Below are 19,917 nucleotides of genomic sequence, written 5' to 3'. Positions count from 1 at the left end.
TCTTGAATGGTGGAGCCTTCACAAAGTTCATACAAGTGCTCACAAAATCGATTGGTGTAATGTTGATTGGGCTGAATCGATTCCAAAGAGGCAGAAAACACGTGGGAACAATTCCAGCACCGATAGCGCTTTACCTTGACGAATAAGTACACCGGCTGATGGAAAATCGCCAAATCCCGTACTTTTCTTGTCCGTCTGTCGTGGACAGTGGAAGTGGCAAACCCACAATGAGGGCAGCGTTCCTGTGTCTCTGTTTTCTCTACATGAATCGCATAACCATAGGAATGAAGTTCTTGTTTAATCACTTTAAATTCTGGCAATCCTAGTGGTATCGAAAGCACTTACGAGACCTCCTTAATGTTGATTTCTCCACTAACATTATTGCCAGGATCTCGTCAGTGCTTTCTCTTTTTTGTCACTAAATCACAAAATTTGGTGATGAACCAAATAAACAGATGAAACATATATAAAATCAAAAATATAGCTGTAAAAACAACAATACTTCCCGGACTACTGATCTCGTTAGAAAAAAGAGGATGTTCGATCATAAGAAGTACCAAGCTATATACAAAACTTAAAATAAAGGATAAAACAGTAATATTTAGAATCAATCTCTTGTTTTCAGTCATTCCCTACACTCACACCAATCTAAACATTGTATTTTATTATTCAAACGAGTCGATTCCGTATACTCTAACCATGTTCCTAATTACCTATCATGGGGCGACAAGCGCATCAAATGCTTCATTTCCCGAACATCCATAATACAATAATAAATGATACGATAAAGCTAACGAGGTCAGCAAGCAAGCCGACTTTTAGTGCATCTCCCATTTTGCGAATACCGACAGCACCGAAGTAAACGGTGAGTACGTATAACGTCGTTTCTGTACTTCCTTGAATCGTGGAAGCTAATCGTCCGATAAACGAATCCGGTCCGTATGTTGCGATTAAGTCGGTTACAATGCCGAGCGATGCGGTTCCTGAAATCGGACGGATGATCGCAAGCGGAACGACTTCTGGCGGCAAGCCGAGCGGGATAATGAATGGCTTTACATATGAAATAAAAAAATCTAGTGCTCCGGAAGCGCGAAAAACGGAGACAGAAACGAGCATGCCAACTAAATACGGAATAAGGGAAAAGGCAATTTGAATCCCTTCTTTCCCCCCTTCAACAAACGCTTCATACGTCGGCACACGCTTGTACGTTCCGTGCAACAAAATGCACGCGATTAAAATGGGAATAAGCCAAAGTGACAAAAATTGAATGACGTACATTAAGATCCTCCTTTTTTCCGCCTCCGTATGTAAAATGCACGGTCAATGATCATTGCTGATATAGTCGCAATAAGGGAAGCGACAAACGTTGTACCGATAATTTCTCCAGGTGAAGTCGATTGATATGTCATCCGAATCGATATGACGGTTGCAGGAATAAGCGTAATGCTTGCGGTATTTAAAGCGACAAACGTAATCATTGAACGGCTTGGCTCGTCTGTTTGACCGTTTAATTGCTTTAATTGCTCCATCGCTTTAATGCCAAGGGGGGTCGCAGCATTTCCTAGCCCGAACATATTTGCAATCATATTAGATAATATATATCCGAGCGCAGGATGGTCAGGCGGCACTTCTGGGAAAATTTTTTTCGCAATCGGGCGGAACAAATGGGCAAAAAACGAAAGCAGCCCAGACTGCTCAGCAATTTTCATTAAACCGAGCCAAAAAACGAGCACGCTAATTAGTCCGATGCTAATCGTTACCGCTTCTTTCGCTCCTTGAAACATCGCCTCATTGACGTCTTTCATCGTTCCGTTTATCCCCGCAAACATAAGCCCGATAAGTAAAAGCGCAACCCAAATAAAATTAACCATCTCGACCCCCCCCTAACAACCAGTCAAAAAAAGAACGTGTTTTCTTTTGTTGCTTATAAAAAATTGGTGTTTCATCGACTTTTTCGTTTCCAATATATAGTTCAGCCCTGCCAACAACAGATGGGACGCCTGTCTCTTTCCATTGTTTTTGTGGTCGAAGCAACTTTCGCTCTAAACGAAGCAGCGCCTCTTCTTTTTTTGTGACTGGATATACAAAATCGCGTACAACAAACAGATGATGATCATAAAAAGGATCGTTCACATCTTTCACAATCGTATTTGCGTTAATTTTTACAAGTTCATAATGCGCAAATCCATGCTCATGCATCGCAATATGGTCGTTCCAATCATCGCCTGCGTCAATCGTCACTGCAATGAGATCAAGCCCGTCTTTTGAAGCGGTTGTCACTAATGTACGCTTCGCTCGTTTCGTATACCCTGTTTTTCCACCTGTACAATATTCATACAAATGCGTCAACAGCTTATTTTTATTGCGCCAAACACGGTCCCAATCTTCTGTTGGATTTGGCGCACGATACAATTTCGTTCCCGATACTTCTCGAAATTGTTCGTTTTGCATCGCATATCGCATCAGTAGCGCCATATCATACGCAGTAGAGTAATGATTTTCTGCATCATCTAACCCGTGCGGATTGGCAAACTCCGTATTTGTCATACCGATTTCTGCCGCCTTTTCATTCATTAAAAAAGCGAAGCCTTCGACACTACCGCCAACGTGCTCAGCGATCGCTACCGCCGCATCGTTTCCAGAACGAAGCATGAGCCCATACACTAAATGTTTGAGCGCAATTTTTTCTCCTGGCTTCAAGTAAATCGAAGATCCTTCTGTGCGAACCGCTCGTTCACTTACCGTCACAAGTTCTTCCCATTTTCCCGATTCGATCGCTAAAATGGCGGTCATAATTTTTGTAATGCTCGCAATGCGCCGCTTCGTATGCGCATCTTTTTCAAACAGCACCCGTCCTGTCGTTTGTTCCATTAAAATCGCACTTTTAGCACTAACTGACATCGCCTTCGCTTCATTCGGAAAGAGCGAACAAAAAAAACAAAGCACGATCATCCATATGAACCATTGCCGTCGCATACACCCTCATCCCTTTGTCCGTTTTGTACAAGTGTATGCGCTAGTAAACGATGTATGACACACGGTCTTTCGCTTTTACAAATCGTCGCTCGACGTCGTCCCAATTCACAACGTTCCACCATTGTTGAACGTACGTCGCACGATCGTTTTTATATTGCAAATAATACGCATGCTCCCATACATCTAATACAAGAAGCGGAACGGTCGTCCATTGTGTGCCACATTGATGTTTTTCCGTCTGTAAAATGTCTAACCGCCCTGCAAATGGTGACCAAACGAGGAGCGCCCATCCGTTTCCTTCCACTTGCTTCGCCGCTTCGGTAAAATGTCGTTGAAACGCTTCGAAGCTGCCAAAATCGCGCTCAATTTGGCGAAGAAGCGCGCCTGTTGGACGCCCACCGCCACGCGGTTTCATATTGTTCCAAAAAATTGTGTGCAAATAATGTCCTGAACCGTGAAACGCGGCTTCTCGCTCCCAATGTTTTAATAGCGCATAGTCATTTTTTTCACGCGCTTGTTGCATCATTTTCTCCGCTCGGTTTAACCCATCGACGTAGCTTTGATGATGTTTTTCATGATGCAAACGCATAATCTCTTCAGCAATATACGGCTCTAATGCATCGTACGCATACGGTAGCTTAGGCAGCGTATGTCCTCCAATCGGTACGCGCTTACGCTGTAATTGTTCATATATGTTTGTCACTTGCTCATGAATGCGTACAACATCTCCACGTTCAAGTTCTAACATTAATTGCTCAACCGCCTCTTCATCGACAAACGGCTTTACACGCTCAAGCCACGTTTGCACGTTATAAATATATTCGTTCATCTTAATCCCTCCTTCGGCATCATATGCAACAAAAAAAGAAGCTGACACACGCAGCTTCTTATTGCGATTGGATCATTTTTGTTCGGTAGTCTGTTTCATAAAATTCGAGTTCTTCCCGCATCGTTTGAAAATCAGCTTCAATCGCATGAAGCAACTGTTGCAACGATTGAGGCGCGGCTTGCCGCAATTTAATCGAATGTCTCCCCGTGTACGCCGAGCGGCTATCTTCATACCATAAATCGCGCTTTGGTGTAAAAAACTCTGCCACACATGAATGATAAATTTTATATAGCGCCTGTTCTGCAGCAGCTTTCCGAAACGGTTCTTCTTGAAGCACGATGCGACACGCATCTACCCCTTCTTCGCCATATACAGCTAAACGGCGCAAATCTGCAAGCACCCCTTCATAATAATGGCGGTCGCCCGCACATTCCGCCTGCATTTGTTCAATCGTTGTTTCGTTTAAATAACAAGTAATTTGTTGTACAATGCCACTTAACAACTGCTCAACTTGCTTTGTTTGGTTAAAAACAACAGTGTTGCCCATATACATCCTCCTTTACGGTTGCGCAATAAATAAAAGCGGTGATTGCACATCGTACGCTTGTTGTTTTGCGAGCGACTCAAATACTTCTGGCAATTTGGCAAAGTCGATTGATGAAAAATAGCGACGAAGCTCTTCTTCCTCACTTATATATACACGTTTTCTCATCCGAAGCGATGGATCGACGAGTAAACAGACGAGCGCGACAATATCTTTAAAATATATGTCTTTTCCACCTGCTTGAAATACCGGGTCTTGTTCATACGGCGTCCATTGTGAAAAACGCTCATCGAAATATCGAACATATAGTACACGCAACGTCCGCTCCGCTCCATCATCATCAACAAACGTCACTTCCGAACGGTTAAAAAAATCTTCGGACGTATTCGGCTGCGCTTTTTGCAATTCATAGCCATGACAAGAAATAATTTTCACAAACGATACACCCCTTTTTTAACAACGAAGCTACATTTATTTTACCATAAATTACGAATCGTGCGAAAAATTTTATCATTTCTATAACAAAGAAAAACAGGCGCACAAAGGCACCTGTTGTTTGTCTTATTAATTAATAGGCAGCAAAAGGGTTTTATAAAGGGGTTAGGCGAATAAAAGCGACACTTAGTTATCTTTTCCCCTCTTTTTTTATACATAGCGCTTCTTTTAGCATAGAACAATATCTTTGTATCTCATTTTCGTTAATCTCGTAAACATGATAGCCATTTTCTTTCTGCTCCGTAATGAGATGCGCTTGTTTCAAAAGATTTAAATGTCGTGAAACGGTAGCAGCCGTAATATTTAATTGATTTGCCATCTCTTGCGACTTCATTTTTTCTTTATTTGCAATAAACGACAGCATTTTCATACGAACGATTTCGGACAATGCTTTGGAAATATCAACAACATACTGAAGCTGATTTTCATCATACTTCATTTCCATCGGATATCCGATGAAAGAGAGCTTCTTTTCATTAATACAGTGTCTCATATCATAAATAATATGAAGTTCACCGAGCCCCCAAACCAAGATGAATTTCGGCGACACAAAATACGAGGGATACAATTTGATCAATTTTGTCTCTTTCGTTGGAAACTGTTCTGGAATTGGGTAATCGTACAACAATTTTCGAACCATCTTCTCTATTCCCACCTCGTCGAGTTCCGCTCTCAATCGCTCATTCGCTTGACCCCAGAGAGGGGATAGGATTGGCTCAATATGAACGTAACATTGCTGATAAAATTGTTCCCAAAGATAGGTCAACTCTTGTAAATACTGCTCATAGTTCTGAGCGAATTCCAACTGTTCGTCATTCACAAATCCGCCCAAAGATGTGATTTTCGAGCGAATTTCATCAAAAGGAGAAGCGGTTTTCGTTAGACAAATCTCAATCTCCTTTTCAGATAAGTAACGACCGAATAAATAATACAAAAATTCATATGGAGATACGCGACCAATATATGACATGAGTTGCGAAAAAGTATGAGGGACAGGCAAATCAACCAAAAATTCCGCCAGTTGAGCTCCGTATTCATACCGACCGTAAAACTTTTTCAACAATGATTCATGTTGTTGAAAAAACTCCTCAAAACAAGCAACAGGTAAATGAGTTACACCTTCCATTTTTCCCAATGAAACGTAACACTTTCTTAAACACGCCATCATCTCAAATAAAGAAGAGGTCGATAGTTCTACTTTGCAATGATGATTCACTTCTTCCATTGTATATACAGCCATTCGACATCCCATGCTTTCTGTTTTTATTATTGAACAATTTGATACTTCAACTGCTTAACAAAATTGTCGCATAACCGCTGGCATTCTTCAACTGTCCATGAACAAATAATCACATGAGCAGAACGTGTATAAGAATCCACTGTTTTCTTTATACGATCCCCAACTTGATAGTAGATGGCCCAATCTCGGATATATTCTCGATTAACTTCTATATCAAGGGAAATCTGTCGCAACGCGCCCTCTGGAAACATAAAAAATTTGACAAGGCTTGCTTTTGTATAAATTGGTTTTACATCAAGTGGCACTTGGTTCATATAAGATAAAATTCCTAACTCATACTGATTGAAACCAGACGCTAATTGATGTAAATAAGGAATAAAATCTCCCCCAGGTCTCGTATGCATCTCAATCACTACTGGTCTATCTTCCTCCACATCCCATTTAATCTCGATATGCCCCGGTCCATATTGGACATTTAACAAATGCAACGCTTTCATCACCACTTGTTCAATTCGTTTAACTTTTTGTTGTTCCAGTCTCGCAGGCACAATATGTCCAGTCTCAATAAAGTGGGGTTTTCCAGTTGTTTGTTTTTCAGTTATTCCTAAAATGAAATGGGTTCCTCTCCAAGACACCGTCTCCACACTATATTCCGGACCTTTAACATACGGCTCTAAGATCCATTCGTGAGGATGATCTTGATTTCTCTTTAACCATTTTTCCCATTCCTGTTGATTGGAAATATAATCAATCTCTTTACTTCCAAATCCGTCAAGCGGTTTGATGATGGCCGATCTTGAATATGGGAACTTTTTAGGAAGAGCAGATACTTTGCCACTCACGACGTCTAATCGTAATTCTGGATCTCTCCACAAAATCTGGCGCATCAATCCCTTATTCCTCGTATTCACGACCGTTTCAAGTGAATTCGTCGGCAATTGTAGCCTTTCACTAATATAAGCAGCTGTTTCTAGCCCTAATTCTGTAAAACTTACGACAAGCTCCACTTTTTGATATAAATTCATGATTTCCTCAACAACACAAAATACTTCTGCTTTCCCTGCAATGTCACGAACATAAAATACAGCTTTAGCCAACTGTGCTATTTCCTTGTCAATGCTTGAATGCTGATCCGCCACAATAATTGGCTTCAACCCACATTTAGCCGCCGCTTCCGCTCCGTAACGGCTTGCCCCTAAAATGATGATGTATTTATTCATGCACAATCCCCCATTCTAATAAATCCATCGCTTCTTGTGTCGAAGCGATTGCGTTTTCCATACTATCTCCTTCAGCTATGACAAACCCTAATCTTTGATAGCTGCTTTTAATTTCATTCGCCTTAAAAGGCAACTTCCCTATACTTATCCTTTTTATCCCCGCTACTTTTTGCGCTTCCTCCATCCCCCTAACCGTTTGATATATCCCCTGCTCAACAGGCAGGATAAACTTAATAGCGGCATAGCGTCGTCTAGTGTTCACTGTTTCTTCATATTTTCCTATGGATTGTAAAACAACATGCCTAATCATATCCACTCCTGTGGCTAATTCTACTAATTCAGGGATGCAGTCACCCGCTAGTCTAGGGTTGACTTCAACCAAATATAAGTTGTTTCCGCGAACAAAAAATTCTATATGCGCTGCCCCATAGTCCAATCCCAATAGGTTCAGTAGTCTTTTGCATCTTTCTTCTAAACCATAAAAAGAATTTAATTTCGGACCCGTTACATGTCCACATTCAACAGCGTGAGAACCGTACGTTTCTTTTCTTGTAACAGATATTAATTTCCATCCATCAGTCGTATATAACATTTCAGCTGAAAATTCTTGACCTTCGATCCATTCCTCAATCAGCCATTTCCTTTCCAGTACATATCCACGTTCATTACGCTGTCTTTGCCATTCTTCGCGCAGGGACAATTCTAAATCACAACGATTTTGACAAATCGTCACTCCATTACTCCCGCTATCATCCACAGGTTTAATGACACACGGAAACGAGATCTCCAAATTTACGACTTCGTCAGGATGATGAATGATATGGAAAGCAGGTTGTAAAAACTCTCTAAAATCTTGATTTTCTAGATAAGTTCTCATTATATGTTTATAACGAGCTCTTTTCAATGCTTCGATATCGTGACCCCTCACTCCCAAATAACTTGCTAATTTAGCAACCGGGATTAAATGATAATCATCAAAAGCGAGGATTCCAACAAATTTTATATTCGTCCGTAATAGCTCTTCTTTCATCAGATCTACATTATACGTATCAATAATGGTAATTTGGTCAGCGAAGTTTAATGGATGATCATCTGTCATAGTTCTATATTGTTCTAAGTCTATCGTCCAAAAATGAACATTGTATCCTAATTGTTTAGCAATCTTCATTGCTTTCGTGCCAGTACCCGTTGTATTTGTTTCAATAAATAACAATTGCATCATCACCATTCCTTTCTGCTCGCTTTGTTGACTAGTGAAGAAACCTTCTTTCTTTTTCTATACGAGACTTGGAGTATGTAGCCAATAAAGATTACAATACTTATTACGGTCAAGTAGAAAAAAGTTTGCTGTCCGACATAATAATATAGATTCAATCCAACGAACCCGCCTACAGATTCACACATTCCCCAAATTAATCCTGAAAATCCGAATGCCCAAGAAGAACTTAATACCCCTTTTTTCTCTACAATCTGATGATCAATGGTAGGAACCCAAATGATCTCAGCTATGCTGAACAAGATAACGCTAACCAAGATAATCCAAAAATGATGTGAAATCCATAGTAAGAAATAAGATATGGTAGTGAGAACTAAGGCTAGCGCATACCAATACTCTATCTTCCATTTCGGCTGTATTTTTGGATAGAAACCTTGCAGAGCAATAATCGTCATCGCATTCACCGTAAAAAACAATCCAATCGTTTTTCCTGAAAAATATTGAGAAACAACAACAGGAAAGGTCGTAAATAGTTGTGTGTACAAAAACCAAAATAACCCTGAAAAAGCAATAAATCTTACAAAGACAAAAAAATGCGGGTTTGATTTGCTGCTCTTAACGAACTGTACGATATTAATCCCCTTCTCTGCATGCTCAATGGTGATGCGAGGTAATAGTAACGAAACACCTCCGGCCAACACATAACAAACAATCGCTGCAATGATGATACCAAGAGAATTCCAATCCAATAACCATCCACCTACTAAAGGGCCAACAGAAGCACCAACGTTGACAGCGACGTTCAATAATGCAAACGCCTGCAGCCTCTCATCTTCCTCTAATAACGAAATATGTGTTTTCAAACTCACATTGTAAAGCGAGATCGATATCCCCAAAAGCAACACGATCACGAATATCAGTATATAAGAATGAATAATCGTTAGCGTTGTGAGTAATAATGCTGACCCCCATAGCCCAATAATAAGACTGTTTTTTATCCCAAATTTGTTGACAAACCCTCCAACTAACACATTTCCTGCTTTCGATACAAACGTAAACGCTGCTACCACCACACTCATTTCCGTAATATCGAGATTTTTCATTTTCACTAACCATAATGAAAGTAATGGAACATACACAAAAAAGCCGATGGAATTGAAAATTCTGATACTAAACGTTAAAACTCCTTCATTAATCTTAGAAAGCATACATAACCCCTCTCGTGAGCTCTTTACATACTGCTTCAATAATATTAGCTGCTTCACATATATCTTCTTCATTAACATTTCTACTAACCACAACCCTTACTTCATCACGTAACCAAGGAAATAAAAGCAAGCCTTTTTTCTTGCACCTATCGGCAAACTCAAATGAATTGATATGAAAGCTATTCACATGGAAAAAGATCATATTTGTTTCAACAGCATGGGGATCGACATACAGTCCATCTATTTTAGATAGCATCATTGCTAATTTTTTAGCAAGCAGATGATCTGTATGCAAATAGGATATATGATGTTTTAAAGCATACGACGCCGCAGCTGCATACATACCTATTTGATGAAACCCTGCTCCAAATTGTTTTCTATAAATCCTAGCTCTGCTGATCACTTCCGTTTTTCCCATAAGCATTGACCCAAATGGAGCACCGAGTCCTTTTGCAAAACATATACTAAGTGAATCCACAAATTTTGCATAGTCACTTAACGAAATGCTCGTTGCTACGTGTGCATTAAACAACCTTGCTCCATCCATATGTAAAGATATGTTCTTCTCTCTCGTGAACTCATACAATTGTTCGATTTCTTTAAGAGGAAATATTTTTCCCTGATAATAGTTAATAGTATTCTCGATAGAAACTAATTGGGGATAAGCATAAAAAGAACCTCTAGGCTTAGAATGAATTAATTCGTCAACATGTTCGACTCTTAGAATGCCATCTTCTGTTCTACATGTATGCAAAACAGCTCTACTTAACATAGCAATTGAAGAACTTTCGTAAAAGTTTATGTGATAATTTGTTTCTGTAATCACCTCATTTCCTTCAGTTACTTGTGATTTAATTGCTAATTGATTAGCCATTGTGCCCGTTGGAACAAATAGAGCATCTTCCACACAAAATAATTGTTTACAATATTCCTCCAATTCAATAACACTTCCATCTTCTCCATAACAATCATCACCAACTATCGCATTAGCAATGACATTTCTCATTTCTTGAGTTGGTAACGTCAACGTATCGCTTCTCAAGTCAATCACCGACCATCACTCCTCATATAATTACATAATTACGTAATTACGTAATTATGTAATTATGTAATTATATGATTATGTTACTACCGATTCTTTTTTTTGTCAATAAATATTTTTAAAAATAAACTACTTTGCATCTTCAACCTAAGAAATCGTTACTAGAGTTAAACTAACAAATTTAAAAAACTTTCTTCTTAAAAAGAAAAACAGGCGCACAAAGGCACCTGTTTACTTTCCTGACAACATACCGATTTCATATAAAAAGATCGCTAAACATAACGCACCGATCAGACTTGGGAGCCATATTTTCATTTTTATCTTTTTCTTAGAAAAGCCGTAGCGTTTTTCTATTTTATGCAAAAAAACAAATCCAAAGACAACGATAAAAATTCTAATGGCACTTTGTACAATTGTTATATCCACATACGTTTCGATAAAGTAATCTATCATTCTTCCAAAGATGAGAGCGAAAATAAGAAAAATGAAAAAGCTAAAGCTCATTGACAATTCACCTTTTTAATAGTTTATGCTTTAGTGAGAGTCGCTTCGTATAATCTAAAACAGAATTTGAATGATCGATAGTAATTTTTTGTTTGTAATACTCATTCCCACTATAGTCAATAACACTAATAACGACAAAATCTAATTTACGCAAGCAATCAATCTCTTTAAAGAAGTCTAAATATACTTTATACGCATACGGAAACTGTATTAAGCTATATTTATGATGTTGGAAAAATACAGCGATAATCAAGTCTTTTGTTATTTCAAGCTCGTACTCTTCATTCAATATAATTACAGCATATGGTGAAATTAACGACATTTTCACTTTATCAATGTGTAACATAGAGCAACACTTACCTTTTTATTTTATCTGCGCTGACCATTCATCATGGATGTCGCCTTCTTTCCGGCTTCGCTAATTCGTTGTATTTCATTTTTGACGTACTGAATAACCGCATTCGTGCCTTTTTTTACCCCTCCAATAACTTTATCATCTACTGAATACATATTGTTCGCTATTTCTGTCACGATCACAGCCGCAGTTCCACACTTATGAGATGTCGCTTCACTCATTCCTGACTTTTTACATACTTTATAACCAGCCCCGTAAGCAACACCATCCGTCATTATTTTACCGACTAGCAACTTTGTTGTTGCATCCACTACATTCAAAAAAATCATCCCCCTCACCATCTTTTATATTACATAATACGTATATATTGTAAAAAAAAAAAAAAGACAGTCAATACATTTCACATTTTTTTCACTTTAAATCGAGTAGGAGGAGGTGATTAACCATACCCCTCAAGTTTAGTGGTTAAGCATCGATGTATCCATACACCATGTTTGTGATCATTAGCCGAAGAAAAAGAATACCACATGTTTTAAGCATGCCAAATAACCCTCTTTGAGAGGGGTATTTGCAGACTGTTGAAAAAATGCACTTTGCAAAATTGGATGTAAAATATACGTCTCTACATGGTACTCAACCATTCTTCCAAAAATAAAAATAAAAAAAGCCCGAAGAAAAAACGAAAACTCATCGTTGTTCGCTCACTTCTTGCAGTTGTTCGTTTAGACGTTCGAAAAATAAGTCGGCTTCGCGTTCTTCTTCTTGTTCGTCCCATTCTGGAAGAGGCGGGAGTTCGTCTAACGTCTTTAAGCCAAAGTAGTCTAAAAACTCTTTCGTCGTCCCATATAAAATCGGGCGACCTGTTCCTTCTGCGCGACCTACTTCTTTAATTAACGCTTTTCCTAATAAGGTTTGAAGCGGCTTATCGCTTTTGACACCGCGAATTTGTTCAATTTCCGCACGCGTAATTGGTTGGCGGTATGCGATGATCGCTAACGTTTCAAGCGCAGCTTGTGATAACGATGACGTCGCTGGTGACTCAACAAGCTTTTGCAAATATGGCGCGCATTGTTTTTTCGTCACAAGCTGAAGCGTTCCTGCCATCTCAACGACCATAATGCCACGTTCTGCTGTTTCATACATATGCTTCAATTGTTGCACAAGCTCATATACACGTTCTTCTTGTATATCAAGCACATCAGCCATTTGTTTATACGTCAACCCTTCTTCCCCCACCGCAAACAATAACGCTTCCATAATCGCAAATTCATTCATACCAATCACCTTTTCGTCGAATGTATAAATCAGCAAAATTGTTTTCTTGTTCAACAATAATTTCGTTTCGTTTCATCAATTCAAGCAAAGCTAAAAACGTCACGACAATTTGCTCGCGATCGTCATACGGAAATAAATCGTAAAAGTTCATTCGCTCTCCATGTTTTAATATGTGTAAAATCTCTTCCATCCGTCGTCCGATCGGAATTTCTTGACGCGCTACTTTCGTATGAAGCGGCTTTTGTAATTTTTTCCGCCGCAACAATTTCGCAAGCGCCCCAAGCATATCGTACAAATCGACATCGAGCGCAAGCGGTGCACCGTTTGTCGCATAAGCGGTTAAATCGCTTGGTGGCTTCGTAAATAAGAGCGCTCGCTCTTCTTCTCGCTCGCGTAACTGTTTCGCCGCTTCTTTAAACTTTTTATACTCGATTAACTGTTGCATTAATTGCTCACGCGGGTCTTCTTCGATAAAAAATTCATCATCCTCAAGCGTTTCTTCATGTTTAGGCAACAACATTTTACTTTTCATTTCAATAAGCGTTGCCGCCATCACTAAATACTCGCTCGCTACATCAAGCTGCAATTGTTTCATCGCGTGAATGTAAGCCATATATTGCTCCGTAATTTGCGCGACAGGAATATCGTAAATATCAATTTCATACCGATGAATTAAATGTAGCAATAAATCAAGCGGCCCTTCAAATTGATCTAATTTTACATGATAATGCACATCGATCCCACCTTTGTTCATAACCAATAGTATAATATAAGTACGCATATGAAAAAAGGGGGCTTTCACTTGTATCCGAAGGCATATATCGAATATTTACTTCATTTTCACGCTACGCGTGACTATTTTGAATGCCATGAAGTGCTAGAAGAACATTGGAAACAAACAGGCGAACATGTATGGGTCGGCTTCATTCAGCTCGCGGTTGGGATGTATCATTATCGCCGAGGAAATATTGTCGGAGCCAAACGAATGTTTACAAAAGCAATGAACGCATGTCAAAGAGAAAAACAAACATACGAGGCGCTAGGTATACATGCAGAGCAGTTTCTATCTCTTATTCATACATATATGAATCGCATGGATCATGGACAACCGTATGAAAGCACTTGCTTGCCGATTATTGATGCTTCCTTGTTACATATATGTCAACAACAATGTGGGCAAAAAGGGCTCGTATGGGGAGAAAAAAGCGATATGACAAATGAATATCTCATTCATAAACATACATTGCGCGACCGAAGTGACGTCATTGCTGAACGCGAACGACAAAAACAAAAAAGACAGGGACGCTGATCCCTGTCATTGTTCGCATCTATCCAAAAATGGAGCGGTCATGTCATTGGCACATAACGACTTATTTGGATACAATTCTTTTAATGATTTCACCATTTGTTTTCCAATTCCTTGATGACGATGGGACGGATTGACGCTAATATGCTGCACCTCAACTGCATGTTCGCGCACAATTACGCCGACAATGCCAATAAAATCTTCGTCTTGCTTCCATAAAAACAGCTGCCAATCATCGTTTGTCTCATAGTTTTTCATCGTTTGTTGCAGCTGTTTTAAGTCTTTTTCATTGGGCATAAACGACAAAAGACCCATCGCAATTTTCTCATAGTTTTTTCGATAGCGAACTAGCATACGAATCCCTCATTATCGACAAGACTTATTGTTTACTCGCTATTGCTATTATAAACGGTCTTGTCGCTTTTTTAAACATTTTTTAAGAAAATGTGCGCATGACATTCGCCATTTCAATGGCGCTGAGCGCTGCTTCCCAACCTTTATTCCCGGCTTTTGTCCCAGCACGCTCAATCGCTTGTTCAATCGTATCTGTCGTCAACACACCAAAAATAACCGGAACGCCTGACGAAAGTGCCGCATGGGACGTTCCTTTCGCCACTTCATTACATACGTAATCGTAATGGCTTGTTGCTCCGCGAATCACAGCGCCAAGCGTAATAACTGCATCATATTTTTTCGACTCCGCCATTTTTTTCGCGACAAGCGGAATTTCAAACGCTCCCGGCACCCAAGCAACATCAACATGTTGTTCCTCTACTCCGTGGCGCTTTAATCCATCAAGCGCTCCGCTTAGCAATTTGCTTGTAATAAATTCATTAAATCGCGCAACAACGATTCCTACTTTTAACCCTGTTCCAACTAAATTTCCTTCATATACGTTCATCTCATTTTCCTCCTTAAAAGTGCAACATATGTCCTAGCTTTTCGTATTTTGTGCGCAAATAGCGCTCGTTATGGCGTTTGGCTGGCATTTGCAATGGAACGCGCTCAACGACTTCTAAGCCGTATCCTTTCAATCCGGTAATTTTGCGTGGATTGTTCGTCAATAAACGCATCTTTGCTACACCTAAATCTTTTAAAATTTGTGCACCAATGCCATAGTCGCGCAAGTCTGGCGCAAAGCCTAATTTTTCGTTCGCTTCTACCGTATCATAGCCTTGTTCTTGTAGTTTATAAGCACGCAATTTGTTTAATAGACCGATGCCGCGACCTTCTTGACGCATATATAGCAATACCCCGCGACCTTCTTCTTCGATTTGCGCTAATGCGGCATGAAGTTGCGGGCCACAATCGCAACGATGCGAGCCGAATACGTCACCTGTTAAACATTCAGAATGAACGCGCACGAGCACAGGTTCATCTGGGATGATTTCTCCTTTGACGATGGCGATATGTTCTTTTCCGTCTAACGTATTTGAATATCCGATCACTTTAAATTCGCCAAAATCGGTTGGCAACGTAATTTCGACTTCGCGTTTGACGAGCTTTTCTTTCCGATTGCGATAGGCGATTAAATCTTTAATCGTAATCATTTTCATCTCAAATTTTTCGGCGATTTGTTTCAAATCAGGTACACGCGCCATCGTTCCATCATCTTTTATAATTTCACAAATGACGCCTGCCGGCTTTGCTCCACAAAGACGCGCTAAATCAACAGCTGCTTCCGTATGTCCAGCGCGGCGCAATACCCCACCTTTTTTTGCGACAAGCGGAAAAATATGACCTGGTCGTTTAAAATCGCTTGCTTTTGCTTCTGGGTTCAGCATTTCTTGAATCGTCAACGAGCGTTCAAATGCGCTAATGCCTGTCGTTGTCGCTTTATGGTCAATACTGACGGTAAAAGCGGTCCCGTGCGCATCTGTATTATGATTGACCATTGGCGTTAAATCGAGTCGATCAGCTAGCTCTTCGGTAATCGGCACACATACGAGACCACGACCGTGTGTAATCATAAAGTTAATGACTTCCGGTGTCGCCTTTTCAGCAAGCGCTACAAAATCCCCTTCGTTTTCACGGTCTTCGTCATCGCAAACAATAATAATTTTTCCTTGCATTAAATCGTAAATGGCTTCTTCAATCGTATGAAACATCGCGCTCACTCCTTATATCCGTGCTCTTGCAAAAATTGCATCGTCAATCCTTCACGTTTACTGCTGACAAACTGTTCGACATATTTCCCAATGATGTCACATTCAATATTGACAACATCACCGACTTTTTTTTCTCCTAAAATCGTCGCTTCACGCGTATGCGGAATGAGCGAAATTGTAAACGTTCGATCCGTTAAACCGAAAATCGTCAAGCTTGTGCCGTCGACAGCAACAGAGCCTTTTAAAATCATATATTTACGCAAATGACTTGGCACTTCAATGTCATAATAAACAGCGTTTGCGACAGGTTGTTTACGAACGATGCGTCCGATGCCATCGACATGCCCCGAAACGAAGTGTCCACCAAAACGACCGTTTGCCGCCATCGCCCGCTCTAAATTTACTTTCGCTCCTACTGTAACCGTGCGAAGCGATGTTGCCCGGACCGTCTCAGGCATGACATCGACAGTAAAAAACCGATCGGTAAATGACGTCACGGTTAAACAAACGCCATTTACCGCAATGCTGTCACCGAGCTGTACGTCTTGTAACACTTTTTTTGCCTCGATCGTCAAGACGATCGCTTCCCCTGTTTGTTTCATTTGTCTAATTTTCCCAATTTCTTCAATAATTCCTGTAAACATGGCGATCATCCTTTAGCAACGATTTTTATATCTCGTCCGATCATTTGAACATGTTTCACTTGCAAGCGAAGCGCATCCATCATTCGTCCAAAACCTTCCCCACCAACAGCGGAAGGCGCTTCGTCCCCCCCAATCAATGTGGGAGCGATATACGCAATCACTTGCTGAACGGAACGGGAACGTAAAAAGCTGCCGTGCACATGTGCGCCACCTTCAACAAATACGGACATGACGTTGCGCTTACCAAGTTCAAGTAAAAGTGTTGGAACATCAATTTTATTTTCATTCATACGAATGATTTGTACACCTGCATGTTCATATGGCTTCATTTGTTGTTCTGTGACGTGATGGCCGACGACGATCCATGTTGGCGCCATTCGGTCTGTGACAACATTCGCATGAAGCGGTGTGCGCAAATGCGTATCGAGCACAATACGAATCGGTTGCTTCCCTTCATGACCAAAACGAACGGTTAAACTCGGATCGTCCGCTAAAATCGTGCCGACACCGACAACGATCGCATCGTGCATCCGTCGCTCGCGATGCACGTCACGCCGCGCATCTTCCGACGTAATCCATTTGCTTTCACCTGTTTTCGTTGCAATTTTTCCATCTAAACTCATCGCATACTTTAACGTCACATACGGTGTTTTCGTTGAAATATAATGAAAAAACATTTCGTTTAACGCATCCGCTTCTTCTTTCAACACTCCGACGGTGACATCAATTCCCGCTCGCCTTAATTTTTCAATGCCTTTTCCTGCAACGAGTGGATTTGGGTCCGTTGTCGCCACAACAACACGCTTCACCTTTTTTTCAATTAACAAATCGGCACAAGGAGGCGTCCTTCCATAATGACTGCACGGTTCAAGCGTCACATAAACAGTTGCTCCTTCCGCTTTCTCGCCCGCCATACGCAGCGCATGTACTTCTGCATGTGGCTCGCCTGCTTTTAAGTGTGCGCCAAAGCCGACAATTTCACCATGTTTTACAACAACTGCACCAACAAGCGGATTTGGTGACGTTTGTCCACGTGCCGATTCAGCTAATTGTAAGGCGAAACGCATATATCGTTCGTCCATATCGCACCACCTTTCCTTACAAGTAGGAAGTATAACAAAAACCCTAGGAACGACGTCCTAGGGCAAGATGTATGTAAAGATCGCCTTTTTTTGCATAGCAAAAATAACCCATCGCCAAACTTATTTTTCCAATAAGTGGCGTGAGTTTTCGGCAATCCTTCTCCCATCCAGACTATACTGTCGGCTCCGGAATCGCACCGGATCATGCCTTTAACGGCTCGCGGGCTGAGAAACATCCGTTTCATTACCGCCGGTCGGGATTTTCACCCTGCCCCGAAGGATGCGTTTATTCCATTTTTATTCATTATAGCACAATACAACGAAATGTCTATGATTTTGCAATAACTAGCCAATACACGGCTCCCCAAATCAAGCTAACAAACAAAAAGATGAAAAATAATACCCAGTTTTTTTTCATCGCTTCATCTTCCTTTTATTGTTCGTCCCACACTTTCACTTCTTTCATCACATCACCATTTTTCATCGCTTTGACAACGTCTATTCCAGCTGTCACTTGACCAAATACTGTATGTACACCGTCTAAATGTGGTTGTGGTTCATGACAAATAAAAAATTGACAGCTCCCTGTATTGCGGCCGCGATGCGCCATCGATATCGCACCTTCGATATGTTTATGTGGATTGTTGTCTGTTTCACACGGAATCGTATAACCTGCATCGCCTGTTCCATTTCCAATTGGGCAACCGCCTTGGCTCACAAATCCCTTAATGACGCGATGAAACGTCAATCCGTTATAAAATCCTTCATTTGCTAACCTTTCAAAATTCGCAACTGTTGTTGGCGCTTCATTCGGAAATAATTCAAATTGCACCTTTCCACCATTCTCCATTAAAATGTATCCTTTTTTCTTCATGAAACTTTTCCACCTTTCTATCGTAAAAACAAATGTAGCTTCATTTTACTATATTTCGCTTCTATGTTCACGCAAATGTTTGTACAATAGTACAGGAAGATGATGTTGAAGGAGGGTATGATTATGAGAAAGTGGTTTACGATATTTGTTTTATTATTGTTTATGATCCCGTCTGTTAGTTTAGCTGATGCGATTGAAGGGGATGTCATTATTACGCTCGGAGAAAATTTAACAGAACAGCAAAAGCAACAAATATTAAAAGAGATGAATGCACCAGAGAACGCGGAAATGATTACGGTCACAAATGCAGAAGAACATAAATATCTCGGTGGCATTATTCCGAAAGGACAAATTGGAACAAAGGCGATTTCGTCATCAAAAATTACAATTGGAGCACCAGGTTCGGGGTTGCAAGTTGAAACAAATAACATTAACTGGGTAACAAAAGAAATGTATATGAATGCACTCATTACTGCAGGGGTGAAAGATGCAGTCATTTATATTACCGCACCGTTTCCTGTATCAGGGACAGCTGCGTTAACAGGGTTAATGAAAGCGTACGAACTTTCATCAAATGAGGTCATTCCTGATGAAGTGAAAAAAGTAGCAAACGAAGAAATGGTAAAAACAGCGCAACTCGGCGAATCAATCGGAAACGATCAAGCGGTTGCGCTGCTTGCAAAAATTAAAGAAGAAATCGCCAAAAATCCACCAAAAACAGATGCGGATATGCGTACGCTGATTGAACGCATCGCTCAAGAGCTTGGCATTACGTTGACAGAAGACGAAATCAATAGCTTGCTTTCTTTATTCAATAAAATGAAAAACGTCAACATCAATTGGAATCAAGTAAACGAACAGCTTGCCCAAGCGAAAGACAAGCTATCGACCTTTTTACAAACTGAAGAAGGTCGAACGTTTATTCAACGCATCGTTGACATTTTACGCGAAATATGGAACGCCCTTCGCGGAGCATTTGGCGCATAAAAATAACCGAGG

General features: G+C 40.4%; 23 protein-coding genes and 1 riboswitch. Of the genes, 2 read left to right on the top strand and 21 right to left on the bottom strand.

What is annotated here, in order from left to right:
• The 15 genes from ACYQY7_RS09500 to ACYQY7_RS09430 form a co-directional block, all read right to left on the bottom strand.
• The coding region (locus ACYQY7_RS09500) for a transposase family protein (RefSeq protein WP_461201807.1) at positions 1 to 341 on the bottom strand (341 nt) is incomplete at its 3' end.
• 403 nt (positions 342 to 744) lie between these two features.
• A complete protein-coding gene (locus tag ACYQY7_RS09495) occupies positions 745 to 1,278 on the bottom strand; it encodes a spore maturation protein (RefSeq protein WP_461201806.1) in 534 nt (177 codons plus the stop codon).
• Positions 1,278 to 1,871 (bottom strand): nucleoside recognition domain-containing protein, encoded by a 594-nt coding sequence (locus ACYQY7_RS09490; RefSeq protein ID WP_461201805.1) that lies wholly within the window; start codon positions 1,869 to 1,871, stop codon positions 1,278 to 1,280. The genes ACYQY7_RS09495 and ACYQY7_RS09490 overlap by 1 nt, the downstream gene beginning before the upstream one ends.
• The gene (locus tag ACYQY7_RS09485; RefSeq protein WP_461201804.1) at positions 1,864 to 2,976 is read right to left on the bottom strand and encodes a D-alanyl-D-alanine carboxypeptidase family protein; all 1,113 of its coding nucleotides are present in this window, start codon (positions 2,974 to 2,976) and stop codon (positions 1,864 to 1,866) included. Before ACYQY7_RS09485 ends, ACYQY7_RS09490 begins: the two co-directional genes overlap by 8 nt.
• Before the next feature lie 40 nt (positions 2,977 to 3,016).
• Positions 3,017 to 3,805, bottom strand: coding sequence for a superoxide dismutase (locus tag ACYQY7_RS09480; protein WP_461201803.1), 789 nt, complete (start codon positions 3,803 to 3,805; stop codon positions 3,017 to 3,019).
• 58 nt (positions 3,806 to 3,863) lie between these two features.
• Complete coding sequence (locus tag ACYQY7_RS09475; RefSeq protein ID WP_461201802.1) at positions 3,864 to 4,352, bottom strand: YpuI family protein; 489 nt, start codon at positions 4,350 to 4,352, stop codon at positions 3,864 to 3,866.
• 12 nt (positions 4,353 to 4,364) lie between these two features.
• Complete coding sequence (locus tag ACYQY7_RS09470; RefSeq protein WP_461201801.1) at positions 4,365 to 4,784, bottom strand: hypothetical protein; 420 nt, start codon at positions 4,782 to 4,784, stop codon at positions 4,365 to 4,367.
• Between the two features lie 190 nt (positions 4,785 to 4,974).
• The gene (locus ACYQY7_RS09465) at positions 4,975 to 6,084 is read right to left on the bottom strand and encodes an ArsR/SmtB family transcription factor (protein ID WP_461201800.1); all 1,110 of its coding nucleotides are present in this window, start codon (positions 6,082 to 6,084) and stop codon (positions 4,975 to 4,977) included.
• Positions 6,085 to 6,110: 26 nt separating this feature from the next.
• Positions 6,111 to 7,304, bottom strand: coding sequence for an ATP-grasp domain-containing protein (locus tag ACYQY7_RS09460; RefSeq protein WP_461201799.1), 1,194 nt, complete (start codon positions 7,302 to 7,304; stop codon positions 6,111 to 6,113).
• Positions 7,297 to 8,526 carry an ATP-grasp domain-containing protein gene (locus ACYQY7_RS09455; RefSeq protein ID WP_461201798.1) on the bottom strand — a complete coding sequence of 410 codons (1,230 nt, stop codon included), beginning with the start codon at positions 8,524 to 8,526 and terminating at the stop codon, positions 7,297 to 7,299. The genes ACYQY7_RS09460 and ACYQY7_RS09455 overlap by 8 nt, the downstream gene beginning before the upstream one ends.
• Positions 8,526 to 9,728 carry an MFS transporter gene (locus tag ACYQY7_RS09450; protein ID WP_461201797.1) on the bottom strand — a complete coding sequence of 401 codons (1,203 nt, stop codon included), beginning with the start codon at positions 9,726 to 9,728 and terminating at the stop codon, positions 8,526 to 8,528. Before ACYQY7_RS09450 ends, ACYQY7_RS09455 begins: the two co-directional genes overlap by 1 nt.
• The gene (locus ACYQY7_RS09445) at positions 9,718 to 10,779 is read right to left on the bottom strand and encodes a threonine aldolase family protein (protein WP_461201796.1); all 1,062 of its coding nucleotides are present in this window, start codon (positions 10,777 to 10,779) and stop codon (positions 9,718 to 9,720) included. The genes ACYQY7_RS09450 and ACYQY7_RS09445 overlap by 11 nt, the downstream gene beginning before the upstream one ends.
• A gap of 864 nt (positions 10,780 to 11,643) precedes the next feature.
• Positions 11,644 to 11,949: a hypothetical protein gene (locus ACYQY7_RS09440; RefSeq protein ID WP_461201795.1), complete on the bottom strand. Its 306-nt coding sequence runs from the start codon at positions 11,947 to 11,949 to the stop codon at positions 11,644 to 11,646.
• Positions 11,950 to 12,316: 367 nt separating this feature from the next.
• Complete coding sequence (scpB, locus tag ACYQY7_RS09435) at positions 12,317 to 12,904, bottom strand: SMC-Scp complex subunit ScpB (protein WP_461201794.1); 588 nt, start codon at positions 12,902 to 12,904, stop codon at positions 12,317 to 12,319.
• Entirely contained in the window at positions 12,897 to 13,658 is a 762-nt protein-coding gene (locus ACYQY7_RS09430; RefSeq protein ID WP_461201793.1) for a segregation/condensation protein A, read from the bottom strand. The genes scpB and ACYQY7_RS09430 overlap by 8 nt, the downstream gene beginning before the upstream one ends.
• Positions 13,659 to 13,706: 48 nt before the next feature.
• On the opposite strand from ACYQY7_RS09430, the gene ACYQY7_RS09425 reads away from it, so the two are divergent.
• The gene (locus ACYQY7_RS09425) at positions 13,707 to 14,213 is read left to right on the top strand and encodes a DUF309 domain-containing protein (RefSeq protein ID WP_461201792.1); all 507 of its coding nucleotides are present in this window, start codon (positions 13,707 to 13,709) and stop codon (positions 14,211 to 14,213) included.
• A gap of 6 nt (positions 14,214 to 14,219) precedes the next feature.
• On the opposite strand, the gene ACYQY7_RS09420 is transcribed toward ACYQY7_RS09425, so the two are convergent.
• From ACYQY7_RS09420 to ACYQY7_RS09395, 6 genes are all read right to left on the bottom strand, one after another.
• The gene (locus ACYQY7_RS09420; RefSeq protein WP_461201791.1) at positions 14,220 to 14,564 is read right to left on the bottom strand and encodes a GNAT family N-acetyltransferase; all 345 of its coding nucleotides are present in this window, start codon (positions 14,562 to 14,564) and stop codon (positions 14,220 to 14,222) included.
• A gap of 82 nt (positions 14,565 to 14,646) precedes the next feature.
• Entirely contained in the window at positions 14,647 to 15,111 is a 465-nt protein-coding gene (ribH, locus tag ACYQY7_RS09415; RefSeq protein ID WP_461201790.1) for a 6,7-dimethyl-8-ribityllumazine synthase, read from the bottom strand.
• A 13-nt stretch (positions 15,112 to 15,124) separates the two neighbouring features.
• Complete coding sequence (locus ACYQY7_RS09410; RefSeq protein WP_461201789.1) at positions 15,125 to 16,318, bottom strand: bifunctional 3,4-dihydroxy-2-butanone-4-phosphate synthase/GTP cyclohydrolase II; 1,194 nt, start codon at positions 16,316 to 16,318, stop codon at positions 15,125 to 15,127.
• Positions 16,319 to 16,323: 5 nt separating this feature from the next.
• Positions 16,324 to 16,962 (bottom strand): riboflavin synthase, encoded by a 639-nt coding sequence (gene ribE / locus ACYQY7_RS09405; protein WP_461201788.1) that lies wholly within the window; start codon positions 16,960 to 16,962, stop codon positions 16,324 to 16,326.
• Positions 16,963 to 16,967: 5 nt separating this feature from the next.
• Positions 16,968 to 18,044: a bifunctional diaminohydroxyphosphoribosylaminopyrimidine deaminase/5-amino-6-(5-phosphoribosylamino)uracil reductase RibD gene (gene ribD, locus ACYQY7_RS09400; RefSeq protein ID WP_461201787.1), complete on the bottom strand. Its 1,077-nt coding sequence runs from the start codon at positions 18,042 to 18,044 to the stop codon at positions 16,968 to 16,970.
• A 151-nt stretch (positions 18,045 to 18,195) separates the two neighbouring features.
• Positions 18,196 to 18,329, bottom strand: a riboswitch (FMN riboswitch).
• 148 nt (positions 18,330 to 18,477) lie between these two features.
• Complete coding sequence (locus tag ACYQY7_RS09395) at positions 18,478 to 18,918, bottom strand: peptidylprolyl isomerase (protein WP_461201786.1); 441 nt, start codon at positions 18,916 to 18,918, stop codon at positions 18,478 to 18,480.
• Between the two features lie 123 nt (positions 18,919 to 19,041).
• Between ACYQY7_RS09395 and ACYQY7_RS09390 the strand changes: the two genes are divergently transcribed.
• Positions 19,042 to 19,905: a DUF1002 domain-containing protein gene (locus tag ACYQY7_RS09390; RefSeq protein ID WP_461201785.1), complete on the top strand. Its 864-nt coding sequence runs from the start codon at positions 19,042 to 19,044 to the stop codon at positions 19,903 to 19,905.
• The last annotated feature ends 12 nt before the right edge of the window (positions 19,906 to 19,917 follow it).

The organism is Anoxybacillus sp. TBDG-1 (assembly GCF_054815885.1).
The sequence above is the reverse complement of the archived record's forward strand: the minus strand, read 5'-3'. Positions and strand labels throughout refer to the sequence as shown.